This is a genomic window from Chlamydia serpentis, from assembly GCF_900239945.1.
Taxonomy (GTDB): Bacteria; Chlamydiota; Chlamydiia; order Chlamydiales; family Chlamydiaceae; genus Chlamydia; species Chlamydia serpentis.
The window spans coordinates 488,651-506,289 of the sequence record NZ_LT993738.1; the positions used below are offsets into that span (position 1 = coordinate 488,651).

The following is a 17,639-nucleotide window of genomic DNA, read 5'->3' on the forward strand; positions in this document are numbered from 1 at the left end:
AGTAGTCTAAGGAATTTTAAAAACATTGATACTTTCAAAAGTTTCTCTAAAAGGAAGCCATATTTTACTAAATTTTCCGTAAAGAAAATAGCTCTTTACAAACCTCTATTTTAAGAAACACGTCGATCAATGAAAAAAGTAAAGTTCATATAAAACTGGTTTTGTTCCTAAAACTGTCGTTAACAGATTAAAAGACATTCTCATTGTGCTTGTTTTTTTACAGCTTTTCGCTTATTTGTAAGATAATTTAGTTTCATCTCCACAGGCAAATGAAAACGTCTATTCGTAAGTTTTTAATTTCTACAACACTAGCGCCATGTATTGCTTCAACAGCGTTTTCTGTAGAAGTTATTATGCCTTCCGATAATTTTGATGGCGCAAGTGGAAAAATTTTCCCATACACAACACTTGCTGATCCTAGAGGGACGATTTGTATTTTTTCTGGTGATCTCTATATAGCTAATCTTGATAATTCAATCTCTAGAACTTCTTCTAGTTGTTTTACTAATACCGCAGGAGCCCTTCAAGTCTTAGGGAAAGGAGCTACTCTCTCTTTCAAAAACATACGTTCCGCAACAGACGGAGCTGCTATCAGTAGCTCAGTAACTCAAAATCCTGAAAAGAACCCCATGAGTTTTTCTGGATTTAATCGAATGATCTTTGAGAATTGTGAGTCACTCACTTCAGACACTTCATCCGGAAGCATCAAAGCTCATGGATCAGCAATCTATTCTACAACACCAATAAGCTTCAGTAACAACAGTTCTATACTATTTCAATACAACCGTTCTGCAGGACCTGGTGCAGGCATTAGAGGACCAAGCATCACTATAGAGAGTAGTAAAAATCAACTTCTCTTTAATGCTAATGGATCTACCTCATATGGAGGAGCTCTCACAAGCTCGGCAGCTATCAATCTTATAAATAACCTAACTCCTATAACCTTCTCAAATAACGCTGCAGGAATTTACGGAGGTGCTGTTTACCTTACTGCGGGATCCATGTTAACTTCTAACAATACCTCAGACGTTACATTTATTAATAATAGTGCACGTTCTGGAGGAGCTATCTTTGCTAATGGAAATGTTACTTTTTCTAATAACAGAGCTCTTACCTTCCATAACAATACAGCATCTCCTCAAAATTCGGTTCCTTCTACTACTCCACCACCATCTAACCCTCCGGTCTTAGGCTACGGTGGAGCAATCTATTGTAATCCTCCAGCAGGATCAAGTGCCCAACTTTCTATATCTGGCGAAGACTCTGTTGCATTCATAACGAATATAGCTACCGAAGAAGGCGGAGCACTTTATGGTAAAAGCATTGCTATTTCTTCTAATAAATCTACAATATTTATTGGAAACCTAGCCTTGAAAGGAGGAGCCATTGCGATTTCTAATTCTGGAGATCTTTCTCTATCCGCAGATCAAGGGGATATTATCTTTGATAAAAATATAGCCGCACCAACCAGCGGATCATATCGCAATAGTATTTATTTCGGACAAGATGCAAAATTTGTTACTCTAGGTGCTGGCAAAGGTTATAACCTCTATTTTTATGATCCCATTACCTCAGCCGATCTTTCTAGTGGTACAACTCCTCCTTCTGTTATTGTGAATCCAAAAGGCAATTCTAATACTACGTATTCAGGAAATATCGTTTTCTCAGGAAAGATGTTAAATACTGATGAGATGGCAAAATCCAATAATTTATTATCTACGCTGAATCAAAAGCTTGAGCTCCAGGGAGGCACTCTGGCATTGCGAGATAGCGTCACATTACAGGTTCATACCTTTCAACAACATCCAGAGTCTACCCTCTTCATGGATGCAGGTACAACGCTAGCAACTACAAATGGGGCTAGCAGTAATACTGATGGTGCTATTACTTTAAGTAATCTTGTGATCAATTTAGACTCTTTGGATGGTACTAAAGCTGCTATTGTCAATGCGCAAAGTACGAATGGAGCTCTTACTATATCAGGCAAATTAGGACTTATTCATGACTCTACGGACTGCTGTGATAACCATCAGATGTTCAATCACGATTTAAATCAAGTGCCAATTTTAGAGCTTAAAGCCACTTCTGGAACGGTGACTACTACAGATTTTGATGTCAGCTCGGACAGCTATAAGCCTAGTCCTTATGGTTATCAAGGTTCTTGGGAGTTTATCTTAGCAAATAATAAAGTCTCGGGAAATTGGAAAAAGAACGGTTATATTCCTCATCCTGAGCGTCTTGCTCCTTTGATTCCCAATAGTCTTTGGGGCAATATCCTGGATTTAAGAGCTGTGAGCCAAGCTTCAGCAGCTGGAGGAGAGGATATTCCTGGAAAGCAACTTAGCTTCACAGGAATTACAAACTTCTTTCATGCAGATCATAACGATAAAGCCCGTAGCTATCGTCATATGGGTGGAGGCTATCTCATTAATACCTACACACGCATGACTCCAGACTCTGCTTTAAGTCTAGGCTTCGGTCAGCTCTTTACAAAGTCTAAAGATTATCTAGTAGGTCATGGTCATTCTAATGCCTATTTTGCCACAGCATATTCAAACATTACAAAAACTCTATTTGGATCATACAACGTTTTTTCAGGATTTACGTCCCGAGTTACTTATAGCCGAAGCAATGAAAAATTAAAAACTTCCTATACAAAATTACCTAAAGCCCGCTGTTCTTGGAGCAATAATAGCTGGTTAGGGGAATTCGAAGCTAACCTGCCAGTAATTCTCTCTTCACGCATTCTAAACCTTAAGCAGATTATTCCCTTTGTAAAAGCTGAAATTGCCTACGCAAATCATGGAAGCTTCCAAGAAAATAACTCAGAAGGAAGAATCTTTGGTCGCGGACATCTACTCAATGTAGCAGTCCCGATAGGACTCCGATTTGATAGGTATTCCCATAACCGACCAGATTTTTATACTATACTTGTAGCCTATGCTCCTGACATCTATCGGCATAATCCCCATTGTAATACTACTTTGCCTATCAATGGAGCTACCTGGTCTTCTTTAGGGAATGATCTGACAAGAAGTGCTTTGTTAGTGCAAGCTTCGAGTCATACTTCAGTAAACGATATTTTAGAGATATGTGGCCACTGTGGATGTGACATTCGCAGAACTTCGCGTCAATATACTCTAGATATAGGAAGTAAATTACGTTTTTAAATCTCATTTAACGATAGGGTTGAGGCATGCCTCTTTCTTTTAAATCCTCATCTTTTTTCCTCTTTGCCTGCTTATGTAGTGGAAGCTATGCTTTCGCTGAGATTAAATTGGGAGGAAATATTGTTCCACCAATTACGACTCAAGGTGAAGAAATCATATTTAGTTCTGATGCTATCTTTAAGAACATTCTAGGCGCGCAATTTTCAACTGGTTTTATCAATAGTTCCGAAGATCTCCCGTTATTAGGGAATGGTCATTCCCTAACGTTTTTTTCATGCCAAGCTCCTAGAAAACAATTTTATACTCTACTTTTTACGAAAAAAACTTTAACCCTAGAGAATTTTTCCTTAATTAGTTTCACAGACAACTCTTCTACAGGGTCAGGAGGTTTAATCTATGGGAAAAACATTATCCTGAAATCTATAAAAGAATTGAGATGCTCAGGGAATCGTGTCACCTACTCTCCCCCAGCTATAACGACCACTACGCCTTCTTCTTCGACTACAATAATTACAGGTCCTGCTATTTTTCAACCGACAAACTCACTAATAATGGAAAATATTTCAGGAGCGATAACATTTTTCAGCAATCTCTCCAATTTCGGATCAGCAATTAGCAGTACACCAACGACTACTATTACAATCAGGAATAACTCTGCCTCTATGGATTTTTCACACAATTTCACATCATCAGCAGGTGGTGTGATTTATGGTGGCCAATCCGTGCTATTCGAAAACAATTCTGGAACAATTACCTTCACAGCAAATTCTTGTGCGAACAGTTTACAAGGGCTTACCCCAACAGAAAATTTTGCTCTAGGCAGTGGTGGAGCTATCTGTATCCCTACAGGAACTCTAAATTTTAAAAATAATAAAGGTCCATATACCTTCTCCTATAACGCCACTCCAAATGATGCTGGTGCGATCTATGTTGAAAACTGTAATTTCATAGGAAACCAGGGAGCTTTTGTATTCGACAGTAATACTGCAGCAAAAAATGGTGGGGCTATTTGTGCTAAGGTTCTAAATATTGAATCAAGGGGCTCCATTGATTTTAAGTATAATCGTGCAGAAAAAGGGGGCGCCATCTTCATAGGCCCTTCTATTGGAGACCCTATAAAAACAACATCTACACTTACTATTCAGGCTTCGAAAGGAGATATTACTTTCGAAAGAAATATGCTGAATACAAAGCCTGGGATTCGTAATGCTATTACTGTGGAAGGTGGTGGTGAGATTGTATCTCTATCTGCTACAGAAGGATCTCGTCTTTTATTTTATGATCCTATTACACATAATTTGCCAACTACAAGCCCAACGAATAAAAATATTATGATCAATGCCAACGGCTCCTCAGGATCCGTTGTTTTCTCTAGCCAAGGGCTTTCCTCAACAGAGCTTCTGCTTCCTGGAAATACTACAACTACACTATTGGGTACAGTAAGGGTTGCTGGAGGAGAGCTTGCGATCACAGAGAATGCGGCTGTTAACGTCCTTGGTTTTGCGACTCAAGGTTCGGGTCAACTTACTCTTGGCTCTGGAGGAGCTTTAGGATTAGCTGACATTACTGGAGGCACACCTGCTGCTGTAGACTTTACCATTGGCAAGCTAGCCTTTGATCCTATTTCTTTTTTAAAGAAAGACTTTGCTGCAGCATCAGTAAATGCAAAAACTAAAACAGTCACCCTAACGGGAGCATTAAGTCTTGCTAATCATGACGAAGATGATCTCTATGATACACCATTACTAAAATCGCCTGTAGCAATTCCTATAGCTATTTTTAAAGGAGCCACAGTTACTAAAACAGGTTTTCCTGATGGAGACATTGTGACTACAAGTCACTACGGTTATCAAGGAAAATGGTCCTATACATGGACACGTCCCCTACTGATTTCTGCTCCAGATGGAGGATTCCCTGGGGGACTGACTCCTGCGGCAAACACTCTCTTTGTTGTTTGGTCTTCAGATACTCCTGTTCACTCTACTTATATCTTAAATCCTGAGCGTTATGGAGAAATCGTTAGCAATAGTTTATGGATTTCCTTTTTAGGCAATCAGTCGTTTTCAGATCTTCTGGAAGATGTTTTCGAAGCGAATCATCAAGGACTCTGTATTACAGCAAAAGCTTTAGGAGCCTATGTTGAGCATACACCTAGAATTGGTCATGAAGGATTTTCAGGACGTTATGGTGGTTATCAGGCTTCTCTATCTATGAATTATGTAGACGAAACTACGATAGGCCTTTCTTTCGGTCAGCTCTACGGAAAAACAAATGCTAACCCCTATGATGCGCACTGCTCAGAACAAATGTACCGGTTGTCCTTTTTTGGACGATTCCCTTTCGTTACTAAACATATGGAGACGCGGATCTCATGGGAAACTGCTTATGGATATTCAAATAATCACCTCAAAACTACCTACATCAAACCTAATAAAACTCGACATTCCCAAGGGCAATGGCATAATAACAGCTATTACGTTCTAGTCTCTGCAGAACATCCTTTCCTAAACTCGTGTCTTCTTACAAGCCCTCTTGCAAAAGCTTGGGACCTCTCAGGATTTATCTCAGCCGAATTCCTTGGTGGTTGGCAAAGTAAATTTACAGAAACAGGAGATCTAGCACGTAGCTTCAGCAGAGGGAAAGGTTATAATGTTTCCCTACCGATAGGATGTTCTTCCCAATTGTTTACATCTTTTAAGAAAGCTCCCTCCACACTGACCATGAAGATCGCCTATAAACCTGACATATATCGCGTAAATCCCCATAATATCGTTACTATAGTTTCTAACCAAGAAAGTGCTTCTATATCAGGAGCTCATTTACGCCGTCATGGCTTATTTCTACAAATGCATGATTTAGTAGATCTTTCTGAAAAGACTCAGGCTTTCCTGAATTATACTTTTGATGGGAAGAATGGATTTACAAGCCATCGTGTTTCCACGGGGGTTCAGTCAATATTCTAAAACTCTGGAACGCATCTAGAGTTTTAGAGAGCCCTAAGGGAACTTATTAACTTCTATCAATATTCATTTTTGAGTACCTAAATTGAAAAAATATCTCTTTCTTAAAAGGATTTTGGTCGTTTTTTCAAACTCTTATCCTCTGATAGTTCCTCTTCATCAAAAATTGAAATATCGTCATCAGAAATTCCAGTACTCTTAAAGATGAATAGAGACTCTTCAGGATATAACAAACAGACATCATTAGCCAACTTATCAAATGACTCAAAGAATACAGTGACTTTATGATCTTCACGAGTAAGCAAAATGTTTTTGCTTTCGATAACTCCTCTTTCAGAGGTTTTGTAATTTGTAACTTCCAAATTCGAAACATAAGATACTAGAGCATTTATAACAGAGCTCCCTAAAGAGTCTCTCTCATCACCAAAAAGATCTGGATTATGGAATCTTAGCAAAGCATGTTTTATTGCAGCATCTATGGAAAATATCAAATTTTTCTCTTTAGTGATTTTATTACATAACCTTACGGTTAGTCGCTCTTTACATAAAAACTCTTGCGTGCTTACTTCCTGATCCTGCATCATCTGGGCATAAGTGTTATGATTCAGAACCCAGGGTTGACTTGAATCATCAAAGGCAAGAATTTTACATCCCGCAGCGTAAGCATCAGCAGTTCCTTTTTTACTCGAAACAAGCATTCTCTCTGATGCCAACTGCAAATTACAGATATCGGGATGCGACTCAGGCATTCTGGATATCAAAACAGTAACAGATCTCCCATTTCCATTTTCATGTAATACCAGACGCTTTTGCACTACACTGTCCTGACATATATCACAGCTAACAATGTTCAAATAGCCGTATCCCTCTTTGCTAAGTTCTTGGATAAGTATAGAGATCTCTTCAGAAGATAAGCTGTCTTTTTTAAGACTAGGATCATTGTAAACTACAACCAAATGCTTTTCTTTTTCATTGCATGCAACTAAACGAAGAAAATGAATCCATGACGCAGTATTTGAAGTATTTCCAAAATTTATAGATACTTTACGAAGTTCTTCTTTGGTAATCTCCTCAGGATCTAGAAATGTTGAGAATAATAAAATCTTCAATTCTTCATTATGCAGGTCAGCCAAATACGAAGGGCAGTAGTAGCCCTGAGATAAAGGAGCATGGAGCCTTTGACGATCCAATAATATTCCCGATTCTCCGGGTCCAATGCCTATGCCAAGAGTATGAAAATGATTATCTAAGAAAGAGAGATTTTTATATAAATCATCCTTATCCTCTTCAGTATTTAAAGATAAAGGAACCTCACACTTACATATAGGATCTAATTTATGCATAACATTCACCCAAGGAGTTTCTTTAGTCGAAACTCCTATTGCTTTCTGAAGGACCTGGCCATCTGTTAAGCAAGATTGTTCCCCATAACAACCAATCATAAGCTCGAACTCTTTAAGATTTTCTGGCCCTAAAATTGCTGGAAAGCACTTGTGCTCTGAGATGTAATCAATGCTAGAATGTAAACCTAATAAGGAAAACAATTCTTCTCTGTTTGAGGAAGTATCTTGTCTCCAGGTTCCATGAAAATTAGTCGCAAGATAAAGAGTAATTTCAGTATTAGGATAAAGCCTTTGAACTTCATTCGCTAGCCGCACAAAATTCTCATATTCTTCTGGATTTATTAAATTTATACCCACAATAGCAATAGTATCTACTTGAAGAGAAGGAGCATAAATATATGACCGGGTAATACGACTACGAATCTTTGAAAACGCTTTCCCAATTTCTTGAATATCAATTCCTGAACGTAGTTCAAGAAACTCGCTAGAACTCATATCAGCGTAAGGAGCTTCTTTAAAATGCCCATGTATTCTATCCTGGTGTTCGGTATAGATAATCTTCCTAAGACCCCTCATTTGGTTCTCAATTCTCGATATATGATCCTGACCTACTCTCCTTTCTACTTTAAGTATTTTAGCAACATCAGAAGAGAAAATAGGTTGAGAAACTGCTTGTTTTCTACAACAGGAGATCAACCACTCTATTCCTATGAAAATATGCCCTACGATGGGAATCGCCTTGATGATTCCCAAGGCAAAGTCAGTAATTCTTGAATATAAGGGACGCGAAACATCAAAAGCTTGAACAAAATGATAACGAATTGTAGTAAACCAGGAATGTAAATAATAATTCACAGTAAATTCCAAGAAGCGTAATTAATATGTGGAAAAGAAATTAATAAGAAGTCTCAAAAATTAGAATCCTCTGATTTTGAAAACAAGTATCTAAATAAACCAAATCTCAATAAATCTTCGAGAGATTCTAACGATTCTCTTGATATCTTTAGAAGAAAAGACTTTGATTTTACTTTTTTATCTTTCCTATTTTTTCAGGGGGTACAATTTGTATTGGGATCAAAGTTAGGATATAGATTTTCGGTTGGCAGAGATCGCAGCATTTTATTCAAGATTGAGAATTTTATATTAATAGTTATCTCTTCCAAATCCTTTTGACATTATTCTCTTTAAAGTTTTGGTTTCCTAGATAATCACATGATAGCCTTTCAAAACTACTCTTTGGCCTGTGGAATTTCAAAATAGATTGTCTTATTAGTATGCAAAGCAAAAGAGAAACTCTGTTCTCAAGCTCGAGACTTTTAATTTCTTAAGGCTTCATATTCGAAGTGATGTATTCATTTTTGATATTTTTCAATCTCAAAGCTACCGTAGAAGGGTATCCAAGGTATAAGTATCAAGAAGCACAAACATCTGTTATACTGGACTGATTCGCACCCATTTTTTGTTCGGATCCTAGTTGCAAAGCGACGGAGATCGGTACGACTTATTATAAAATCCTAAAAAAATCATAGTGCAGTATTCAATATCTAAATATTTAGATTAAGATTAAGAAAAGCAACGAACACCGATATCCGCAAACAGAAAAAACTTACTTTATAACACAATCTAGAGAGTCTTTTGAAACATCAACCTCAAGAACAATATCACTTCCGGATTAGAGTAAACACCCAGTCTAGTTTATTCCCTCTTATTCCTTCCAGAACTTCTCCAAAAAACTTTCTTCCGAATCACTATCGTCTTCTTCAGGAGGATAACATACTTGCTGTATAACTTGATCTAACTCGTTACAGTTTATAAACAATTGGATACTTTTTTCAGCTCGTTGGGTTCCTCCAATATTTATATAGTTCTTAACATACGCCTCTAAGATCAATGATACTCTTAAGACTTCGAGCTCAATTAACATTAGATTGTCTACTTTTTCACGCCACATTGCCTGTTTAATAGCAGAGTCGAGAATAAATAAGAAGTTCCTCTCCGAAGCGATCCTTTCACATACTCTAGCTCTGAAATAGTCTCTAGGAACAATCATTCCTGATGGTTTCTCTTCTTGTTCAACTTCCTGATAAAATCTCTCTATCTCCTGAGCCCAAGATTCATTTGGATCCTCATATTCTAAAATCTTACATCCCGCAGCGCAGGCATCCGCAGCGTCAAGAGCAGTAGAGACCAGTATTCTATCGGAAGCCAGTTGTAAACTACGGATATCCCCGCTCCCTGCAGCCAGATCAGTAAGTATCACTGTATATGACCTAGCATTCGGATTGTCATTTAAGACTAAACTTTGCCTAACAAAAATTCCCTCAGCATTCACTGAGGTAATGTCGAGACAGGAATAACCTGATTCTTTTAGCTCATTCGCCAATTCAGAGACCGCCTCTGGAGTAAACCCTGTTGCCGAAAGTTGAGGATCATTACACACTACAACTACATGTTGAGTGTCTTCGGATTGCAACACACGCTTTAGGAAGTCTAACCACCTTTTCCCAGAGGGAGAGCTCCCAAAATTTATAGAAACAGAACGAAACTCTTGATTACTTATATTATAGGGATCGAGAAAAGCAGCTAATATTAAACGACGTAACTCTTCATCTTGTATATCTAAAAGATAAGAAGGACAAGAATGAGACCTAGATAAAGGAGCATGGACCCTAAAGGGATCTAAAAGTAATCCAGAAGCACTTGCCTCAAGTCCCAAGGTAACTAGGCTATGTTTTGGATAAGGTTCGGATAAGGCGGAGTATACAGCAAGATGGTCCTCGTCAGTCCAGGGCATACTTTTAGAAAAACAAAAATCAGGAAAAGAGGCATTTTCCTGATTTTTCACAGCAATACACCGAATATCCTCTAAAGGAAGATTTAAAATACCCTGGATTTCAGTTTGTTTTTTTAAGGGTTGTTCTTTGCCATAATAACTAATCATAAGACTATAACTAGATGAACCCATAGGAAGACTTTCAGGGGAACTAAGAGACAAACATGGTCTAGGAATTGATCTAATTTTAATTTTTGGATCTAAACCTAGAGAACGAAGTGCTGCCATCCTCTCTTTAGAAACAATACAATCCTCGTTTCCCTCAACTGTTCTTATTAAATAAAGGTCTATCGAGGTATTGGGATACTGCTCTTGCACACCATTAGCCAAACGGACGAAATTGATAGTTTCTTCCTGATCTAAAAGAGCGACACCAACAAGAGCAAGACCTTTAATTTCTAGTTGCTTTACCCCCCTATAGGCTTGGGCTACCCTCTTACGAACTACACCAAATGTTTTGGTTAGATCGCAGAATTCTTGATACATGGGAAGATTTAAAATCTCTCTAGATGTCACATTTGCTGAGGGATTTTCTGGGAGTTTTCCATGCACCTTCCCTAAATCTTCTTCAGAAACGCTAACTCTAACGCTAGACAAATAACGCTCTAATGGAAGTAAGTAATCGCGTCCCTGTGTCTTTTCTACTTTAAGAATACTAGCAACCTCAGAAGTAAATTTTGTCTTCCTAACAACTCGTTCGCGGCAAGAGGAAATTAGCCATTCGACTCCTATAATCACATGCCCCACAACCGGAATCGCTTTGATAACCCCTAAAGCAAAATCTGTAATCCGTGAGCACAAAGGACGGGTGAAGTCAAAGGCCCTAATAAAATGCTGCCGAACAACAGAAAACCAAGAAGAGATAAAAGAACAAGCCACAACGCAAAATATTTTATAGAGACTTAAAAACCAAAATCTTAAATAAAAGAGCGATTTAATACAATGAGTCCGATGATTCCCTTCATCCAATAAAAATTTGATAAGATATCCAGTTACTATGATACAAGGAGGCACTCTTTAGAAATATTTTTTTTTGGTTTGTGTCCTGATGAAAATGTTTTAGTATTTTTACCACGACCATCAAAAACTATTTCTAAAGATAATATCTATAGGTTGACTACTCGTAGATTAAAGGACTCCTTGATTTTCTTATGCCCATGAGGAATAACCCGTCTTAAAAAATAGAATAAACTAACCAGCATCTACTTGAGAACTTCTTCAGGCAACAAGCGAGGCTTTATAAAATTCAAAATCTTTGTGTCAAGATAAGAGATGAAGGAATTAACCTATGTTCTTGCTTCATACTAGTCTCGATTACATCCCTCTATTAATAGATTTAGAAACCCACTAAATCTATTAATTTACAATTCAGAAAACACAATGAGAAACTATCTATAATCAAACTTCATCTGAAGAACTTTTCTCATCAGAAGAGTCGCATGTATTCTGTATAGCTTGATCTAGACATGTATTCTGTATAGCTTGATCTAGAGCTGTAAAATTCACCGAGAGACTATAACCCTTTCTAGCTCGTGATTGGGGTTTCAAATCTGGGAAACTACGGACATATGCCTCCAATTTTTTTCTTAATTCATCCCCTAAAGCTTCACTTTCGGTAGCGACTAAACGCATTTTGCTATACCAAAATGCCCGTTTAATAGCAGAGTCGAGAATAAATAAGAAGTTCCTCTCCGAAGCGATCCTTTCACATACTCTAGCTCTGAAATAGTCTCTAGGAACAATCATTCCTGATGGTTTCTCTTCTTGTTCGACTTCCTGATAAAATCTCTCTATCTCCTGAGCCCAAGATTCATTTGGATCCTCATATTCTAAAATCTTACATCCCGCAGCGCAGGCATCCGCAGCGTCAAGAGCAGTAGAGACCAGTATTCTATCGGAAGCCAGTTGTAAACTACGGATATCACCGCTCCCGGCAGCCAGATCAGTAAGTATCACTGTATATGACCTAGCACTCGGATTGTCATTTAAGACTAAACTTTGCCTAACAAAAATTCCCTCAGCATTCACTGAGGTAATGTCGAGACAAGAATAACCTGATTCTTTTAGCTCATTCGCCAATTCAGAGACCGCCTCTGGAGTAAATCCTGTTGCTGAAAGTTGAGGATCATTACACACTACAACTACATGTTGAGTGTCTTCGGATTGCAACACACGCTTTAGGAAGTCTAACCACCTTTTCCCAGAGGGAGAGCTCCCAAAATTTATAGAAACAGAACGAAACTCTTGATTACCTATATTATAGGGATCCAGAAAAGCAGCTAATATTAAACGACGTAACTCTTCATCTTGTATATCTAAAAGATAAGAAGGACAAGAATGAGACCTAGATAAAGGAGCATGGACCCTAAAAGGATCTAAAAGTAATCCAGAAGCACTTGCCTCAAGTCCCAAAGTAAGTATATAATTACGTTCAATAGGTAAAGATAAAGTAGTATATGCGCGAAGATGTTCCTGGTCTTTCCATCCTTTCCTTTCAGAAAAATCATAGTGACCTAAGCCTTCTTGTTCGTAAGTCACGGAAATGCATTGAACTGAAGGTTGAGAAAGATTTAAAATATTCTGAATTGCCAATCCTGGTTTAAATTTTTCTTCAAAACCTCTTCCATAACAACTCACGATAAGATCAATATTAGGTGCGTTAAAATTTCGATAGAAATCAAAAGATAAATTCGGTTTAGAAACCGAAACAGTCACGATTGTAGAATCTAGACCTAAAGAAGCGAGTAAATCCTTTTCCTTTGCAGAAATCGTACAATCGATGTTTATATCTCTACTCAGAAGAACCTCAATATCATCAATTGTTTTCATTAAATAGACGGTTATCCTTGTATTCGGGTGTAACTTCTGAATACCATTAGCCAGACGGACGAAATTGACAAATTCTTCATTACTTGAAAGAGCAATACCAACGAGAGCTATACCTTCCATCTCTGGTTGCTTTACTCCCTTATAGGCCTGTGTTACCCTCTTACGAATTCCACGAAATGCTCTGCCTATCATACCAAGTTCTTGACCAGAGACGAATTGAAGATCCTCTTTAGACTTCATATCTGCAAAAGGATTTTCTGGGAGTTTACCATGTACTTTCCCGACGTCTTCTTCGGAAACGCTAACCCTAACGCTAGACAAATAGTGCTCTACTGGAAGTAAGTAATCCCGTCCACGGATCTTTTCTACTTTAACAATACTAGCAACCTCAGAAGTAAATGTTGCCTTCCTAACAACTCCTTCGCGGCAAGAAGATATTAACCATTCGACTCCCACAATCATATGCCCCAGAATCGGAATCGCTTTAATCACTCCTAAAGCAAAATTTGTAATACGTGAATAAAGGGGATGAGTAAAATCGAAAGCGCGAATAAAATGCTGTCGCACTGCGGAAGCCCAGGAAAAAATAAAGGAACAAACCATAATTTTATTAAAAAAAGAAAATAAAGCGGAAAGATTTTAAATAAAATTAAAATAAAAAGAAAGATAAATTTATTTATCTACACGAAAAAATTCGTATTATCGAATCTATTTTTTAGAATAAGAAAAAAAAACGTTACACCGAGCTTTAGATTCTCTTAAAATTGGTTATGTAAAGAAGCTTTACTTATCCAATAAAGATACACTCCCTTAATGAAAAAAGCTAGTGGGTGATATAAATAGAAAGATCTCTTTAGGAAGAAAACATACACCGCTTGTATTCTATATTTAAATAATTAGTTTCAGCGTCTCTGCTCTTATACTCGTAAGCCCCTTTTTTCAAAAATAAAGACGTACTATAGGTCAAATTAAAGCGTACCTGAGTCCCACATATAGTAGTAGTAGGCATCAACTAAAACAACACTATAACTGTAACCGCTAAAATGACGCTTTATTCGTAAATTCTAATTTTTAATTAGGAAATTTATATGATCTTCAGACCGTTTAAACTAAACATCAGTAAAAACAAAAATATAAAAAATTCAAATTGCGTTGTTTCGTTTTAGACCTTTAGTTACCTTTTGCGATTCTCAACAATTTACTCCTATCCCGAAAGCATATTTTAGTCTAAAGATCTCTTAATATATTTTTCTCTGATCCTTTTTAGAGAAAATATTCGCAAATTATTTTAGAGAGTGCCTTAATGAAGTAAAGTGACCTTAACTTTGAGTTTTTTCCATTGTTACAATACTCTCAACTACTAGAAAGCGATTCTAAAGATAATATCGGAACGATTTTCACTATTTTATGTAGTGACTCACTTGTATTTCAATAATCTCTTACTAAATTCTGCTAGGTATAAAACATAAGTTTATAAATGCTCTTTAAATTGCTAAAGTCTATTTATATACACTACTGTTTTTTAGCATGACTGCTCTAAAAAATAACAACCATATTTTGATGCAAAATCCTTTTTAATATACTTAGACTTAAGTTCTAAAAGAACTTATAGACAATAAAATCACTAACTAATTATTAAATCATTAAATCCTATGTATGAATGCCTATGAGATTTTTTTGTTTTGGAATTATAATTTCCTCACTTTTTGGTTTTCTATTTGCAAATGAAAATTCTAATTTGTTTAGGTCTAAAAAATTAACTCCTGCGGATAAAGACTTCTACCAACTAGGATTCATTCATAATCAAAACCAAGATGTGACAATTTCAAAAAACCAGCATGATTTCATTTTGGAATATAAATATTATCAGGATAACGGAGGGGCTATTAGCTGTAGAAACCTTCTTATTTCTGAAAATAGAGGTAATATATTCTTTGAAAAGAATATCTGTCCAAATTCTGGTGGAGCTGTTTATGCTGCTCAAAACTGTACCATTTCTAACAATCAAAATTATTCATTCACTACAAATATGGCCTCCGCAAATCCTACAGTATCTACGGGATCATTATTCGGTGGAGCTCTATTTGCAACAAATTGCTCTATTACAAATAACTTAGGGAAGGGAATATTTACAGATAATGCTACCCTAAATAAAGGAGGCGCTCTCTATACTACAACTAATTTATCCATCAAAGATAATAAAGGTTCTATTCTAATCAATCAAAATCAAACAATTGGCGTTGAGAGTTTAGGCGGGGGTATTTTCAGTGGTAACTCTGTAAATATCGAAGGAAATTCTGGATCTATACAAATTAAGGATAATGCCTCCTCATCAGGAGGCGCAATATTTGCATCTCAGACACTGACAATATCATCCAATAAAAAACTTATAGAAATTAGCAATAATTTGGCATTTGGAAATGCCTATCTAACTACTTATAACCCTGGGGGCGGGGCTTTTACTACAATTGTTTGCACGATAGAAAATAATCCGGGAGGGGTGATCTTTAATAACAACAAATCTCAACGCAATGGGGGAGCTATTTATGCTAAATCTATTATCATCAGAAACAACGGTCCTGTATATTTTTTAAACAATGCGGCAACTTGGGGAGGAGCTCTCCTAAACTTAAATTCGGGTGCAGGAACTACTATTTTTCTGTTATCTGCAGATAACGGTGATATTATTTTCAACAATAATAAAGCTACGAAACTGGCCCCTACTGCTCCTGCATATAGAAATGCTTTGCACTCTACTCCAAATATGAATCTACAAATAGGAGCCTCTGCAGGCCACAGTGTTGTTTTCTATGATCCGATAGAAAACGAACATCCTACACCCTCACCAGTATTACTCAATTCAAGACCTGATCAACAAGGCACGATATTATTCTCAGGGGTAAATGTAGATCCAGATGCTACTGAAGAAGGCAATTTTTTCTCTTATCTGAGAAATACTACAGAACTCCGTAGAGGAATCCTTGCTGTTGAAGATCGCGCTGGTCTTGCATGCTATAAGCTATCTCAAATAGGGGGAGCCTTGCGTTTGGGAAACGGCGCAGTGATTTGTACTCGAGCACGCCTTGTACCGGAAAGTGGGACACCCACGACAGCAGGAAGCCTAATCACCTTGAATAATATTACGATTAACCTCCCTTCTGTTCTTTCTTTCAAAGCTAAGGCTCCAAAAATTTGGATCTACCCAACACAAACAGGCGCCACTTTTACTGAAGATCCTAATCCTACAATTAGGCTATCAGGACCTCTCACTTTAGTAAACGATAAAAACGAAGATCCTTACGACAGTCTAGACCTCTCAAAACCCTTAAACAGAGTGCCCTTACTCTATCTTTCTGACGTAACTGCACAAAAAATCGATTCCTCCCAACTCGATATATCCAAACTAAATTCCGGAGAACATTATGGCTACCAAGGAATTTGGTCACCCTATTGGGTGGAAACAACAACAATCACAAATCCCACGTCTTTAATAGAAGCAAATACAAAGCACAAACAACTCTATGCTGACTGGACGCCGCTAGGATACCGTCCCCATCCCGAACGCCGAGGAGAACATATCGCTAACACCTTATGGCAATCGGCTTATAGTGCTCTTGCGGGATTACAAACATTTTCTTATTCAAATCAAGAAAGTATCTTAGAAGGCTCTCTACAAGGAATAGGACTGTTCATCCACCAAAAGAACAACGAAGGCTATAGAGGATTTCGCAGTCACACTACAGGTTACAGTGCGACGAGCTCTATAAGGCCATCTGAAAATCATAAATTTTCTTTAGGATTTGCCCAGTTCTTTGCTAAAACTAAAGAACTGGAATCACAAGCTAGTACATCATCTCACAGCTACTTTTCAGCAATGCATTTAGAAAGCCCTGTCTTTAAAGATTGGATGAGATTTTCTCTGGCTTTAGCTTATATGTTTAGCTCTCAACATACGCACTATACTTATCACGGGTTGCTTCAAGGGAGCTCTCATGGAGTTTTCTATAACCACACCTTAGCAGGGGTTGTTTCCTGTATTTTCTTTCCTCAACCTGAAAGTAGGTCTCTGCACGTCTATCCTTTCATTACTGCTTTAGGAATCCGAGGGGATTTAGCTACATTTAAAGAAGTTGGTGATCATGCTCGAGAATTTTCTATGTATCATCCTCTAACCAATGTTGCTCTTCCCCTAGGCGTGCGTGTTTCTTGGAAAACTTTACAGCGCATTCCCATGTTCTGGTTAACAGAAATTTCCTATCTTCCAACTTTATACAGGAAAAACCCTGAGCTACATTCTAAGTTATTAATTAGTGGAGGTGCTTGGACCACTAGGGCGACTCCGACAGCCTATAATGCTTGCGCTATCAAAGTAAAAAGTGCTATTCAGCTCTTTCCTAAGGTAGTACTTTCTTTTGACTATTCGTTAGGCATTTCCTCATCCACACAAAGCCACTACCTGAACGGAACAAGTACAATAAAATTTTAATAATAAATTATCCAGGCA

At 37.5% G+C, this 17,639-nt stretch carries 6 protein-coding genes; 3 read left to right on the forward strand and 3 right to left on the reverse strand.

The genetic code is table 11. The features are described from left to right. Window positions 1–269 precede the first annotated feature (269 nt). Window positions 270–3,170 (forward strand): polymorphic outer membrane protein middle domain-containing protein, encoded by a 2,901-nt coding sequence (locus C834KP_RS02080; RefSeq protein ID WP_108896545.1) that lies wholly within the window; start codon window positions 270–272, stop codon window positions 3,168–3,170. 26 nt (window positions 3,171–3,196) lie between these two features. Beyond that, window positions 3,197–6,133: a polymorphic outer membrane protein middle domain-containing protein gene (locus tag C834KP_RS02085; protein ID WP_108896546.1), complete on the forward strand. Its 2,937-nt coding sequence runs from the start codon at window positions 3,197–3,199 to the stop codon at window positions 6,131–6,133. Window positions 6,134–6,234: 101 nt separating this feature from the next. Here the strand turns inward: C834KP_RS02085 and C834KP_RS02090 are convergent, their stop codons facing one another. From C834KP_RS02090 to C834KP_RS02100, 3 genes are all read right to left on the reverse strand, one after another. Then, window positions 6,235–8,328 (reverse strand): DUF562 domain-containing protein, encoded by a 2,094-nt coding sequence (locus C834KP_RS02090; protein WP_162295473.1) that lies wholly within the window; start codon window positions 8,326–8,328, stop codon window positions 6,235–6,237. Window positions 8,329–9,178: 850 nt separating this feature from the next. Further along, window positions 9,179–11,185 (reverse strand): DUF562 domain-containing protein, encoded by a 2,007-nt coding sequence (locus C834KP_RS02095; RefSeq protein ID WP_162295474.1) that lies wholly within the window; start codon window positions 11,183–11,185, stop codon window positions 9,179–9,181. A gap of 519 nt (window positions 11,186–11,704) precedes the next feature. Beyond that, window positions 11,705–13,738: a DUF562 domain-containing protein gene (locus tag C834KP_RS02100; protein ID WP_108896549.1), complete on the reverse strand. Its 2,034-nt coding sequence runs from the start codon at window positions 13,736–13,738 to the stop codon at window positions 11,705–11,707. Window positions 13,739–14,801: 1,063 nt separating this feature from the next. Between C834KP_RS02100 and C834KP_RS02105 the strand changes: the two genes are divergently transcribed. Then, window positions 14,802–17,621 carry a polymorphic outer membrane protein middle domain-containing protein gene (locus C834KP_RS02105; RefSeq protein ID WP_108897130.1) on the forward strand — a complete coding sequence of 940 codons (2,820 nt, stop codon included), beginning with the start codon at window positions 14,802–14,804 and terminating at the stop codon, window positions 17,619–17,621. Window positions 17,622–17,639: the final 18 nt, after the last annotated feature.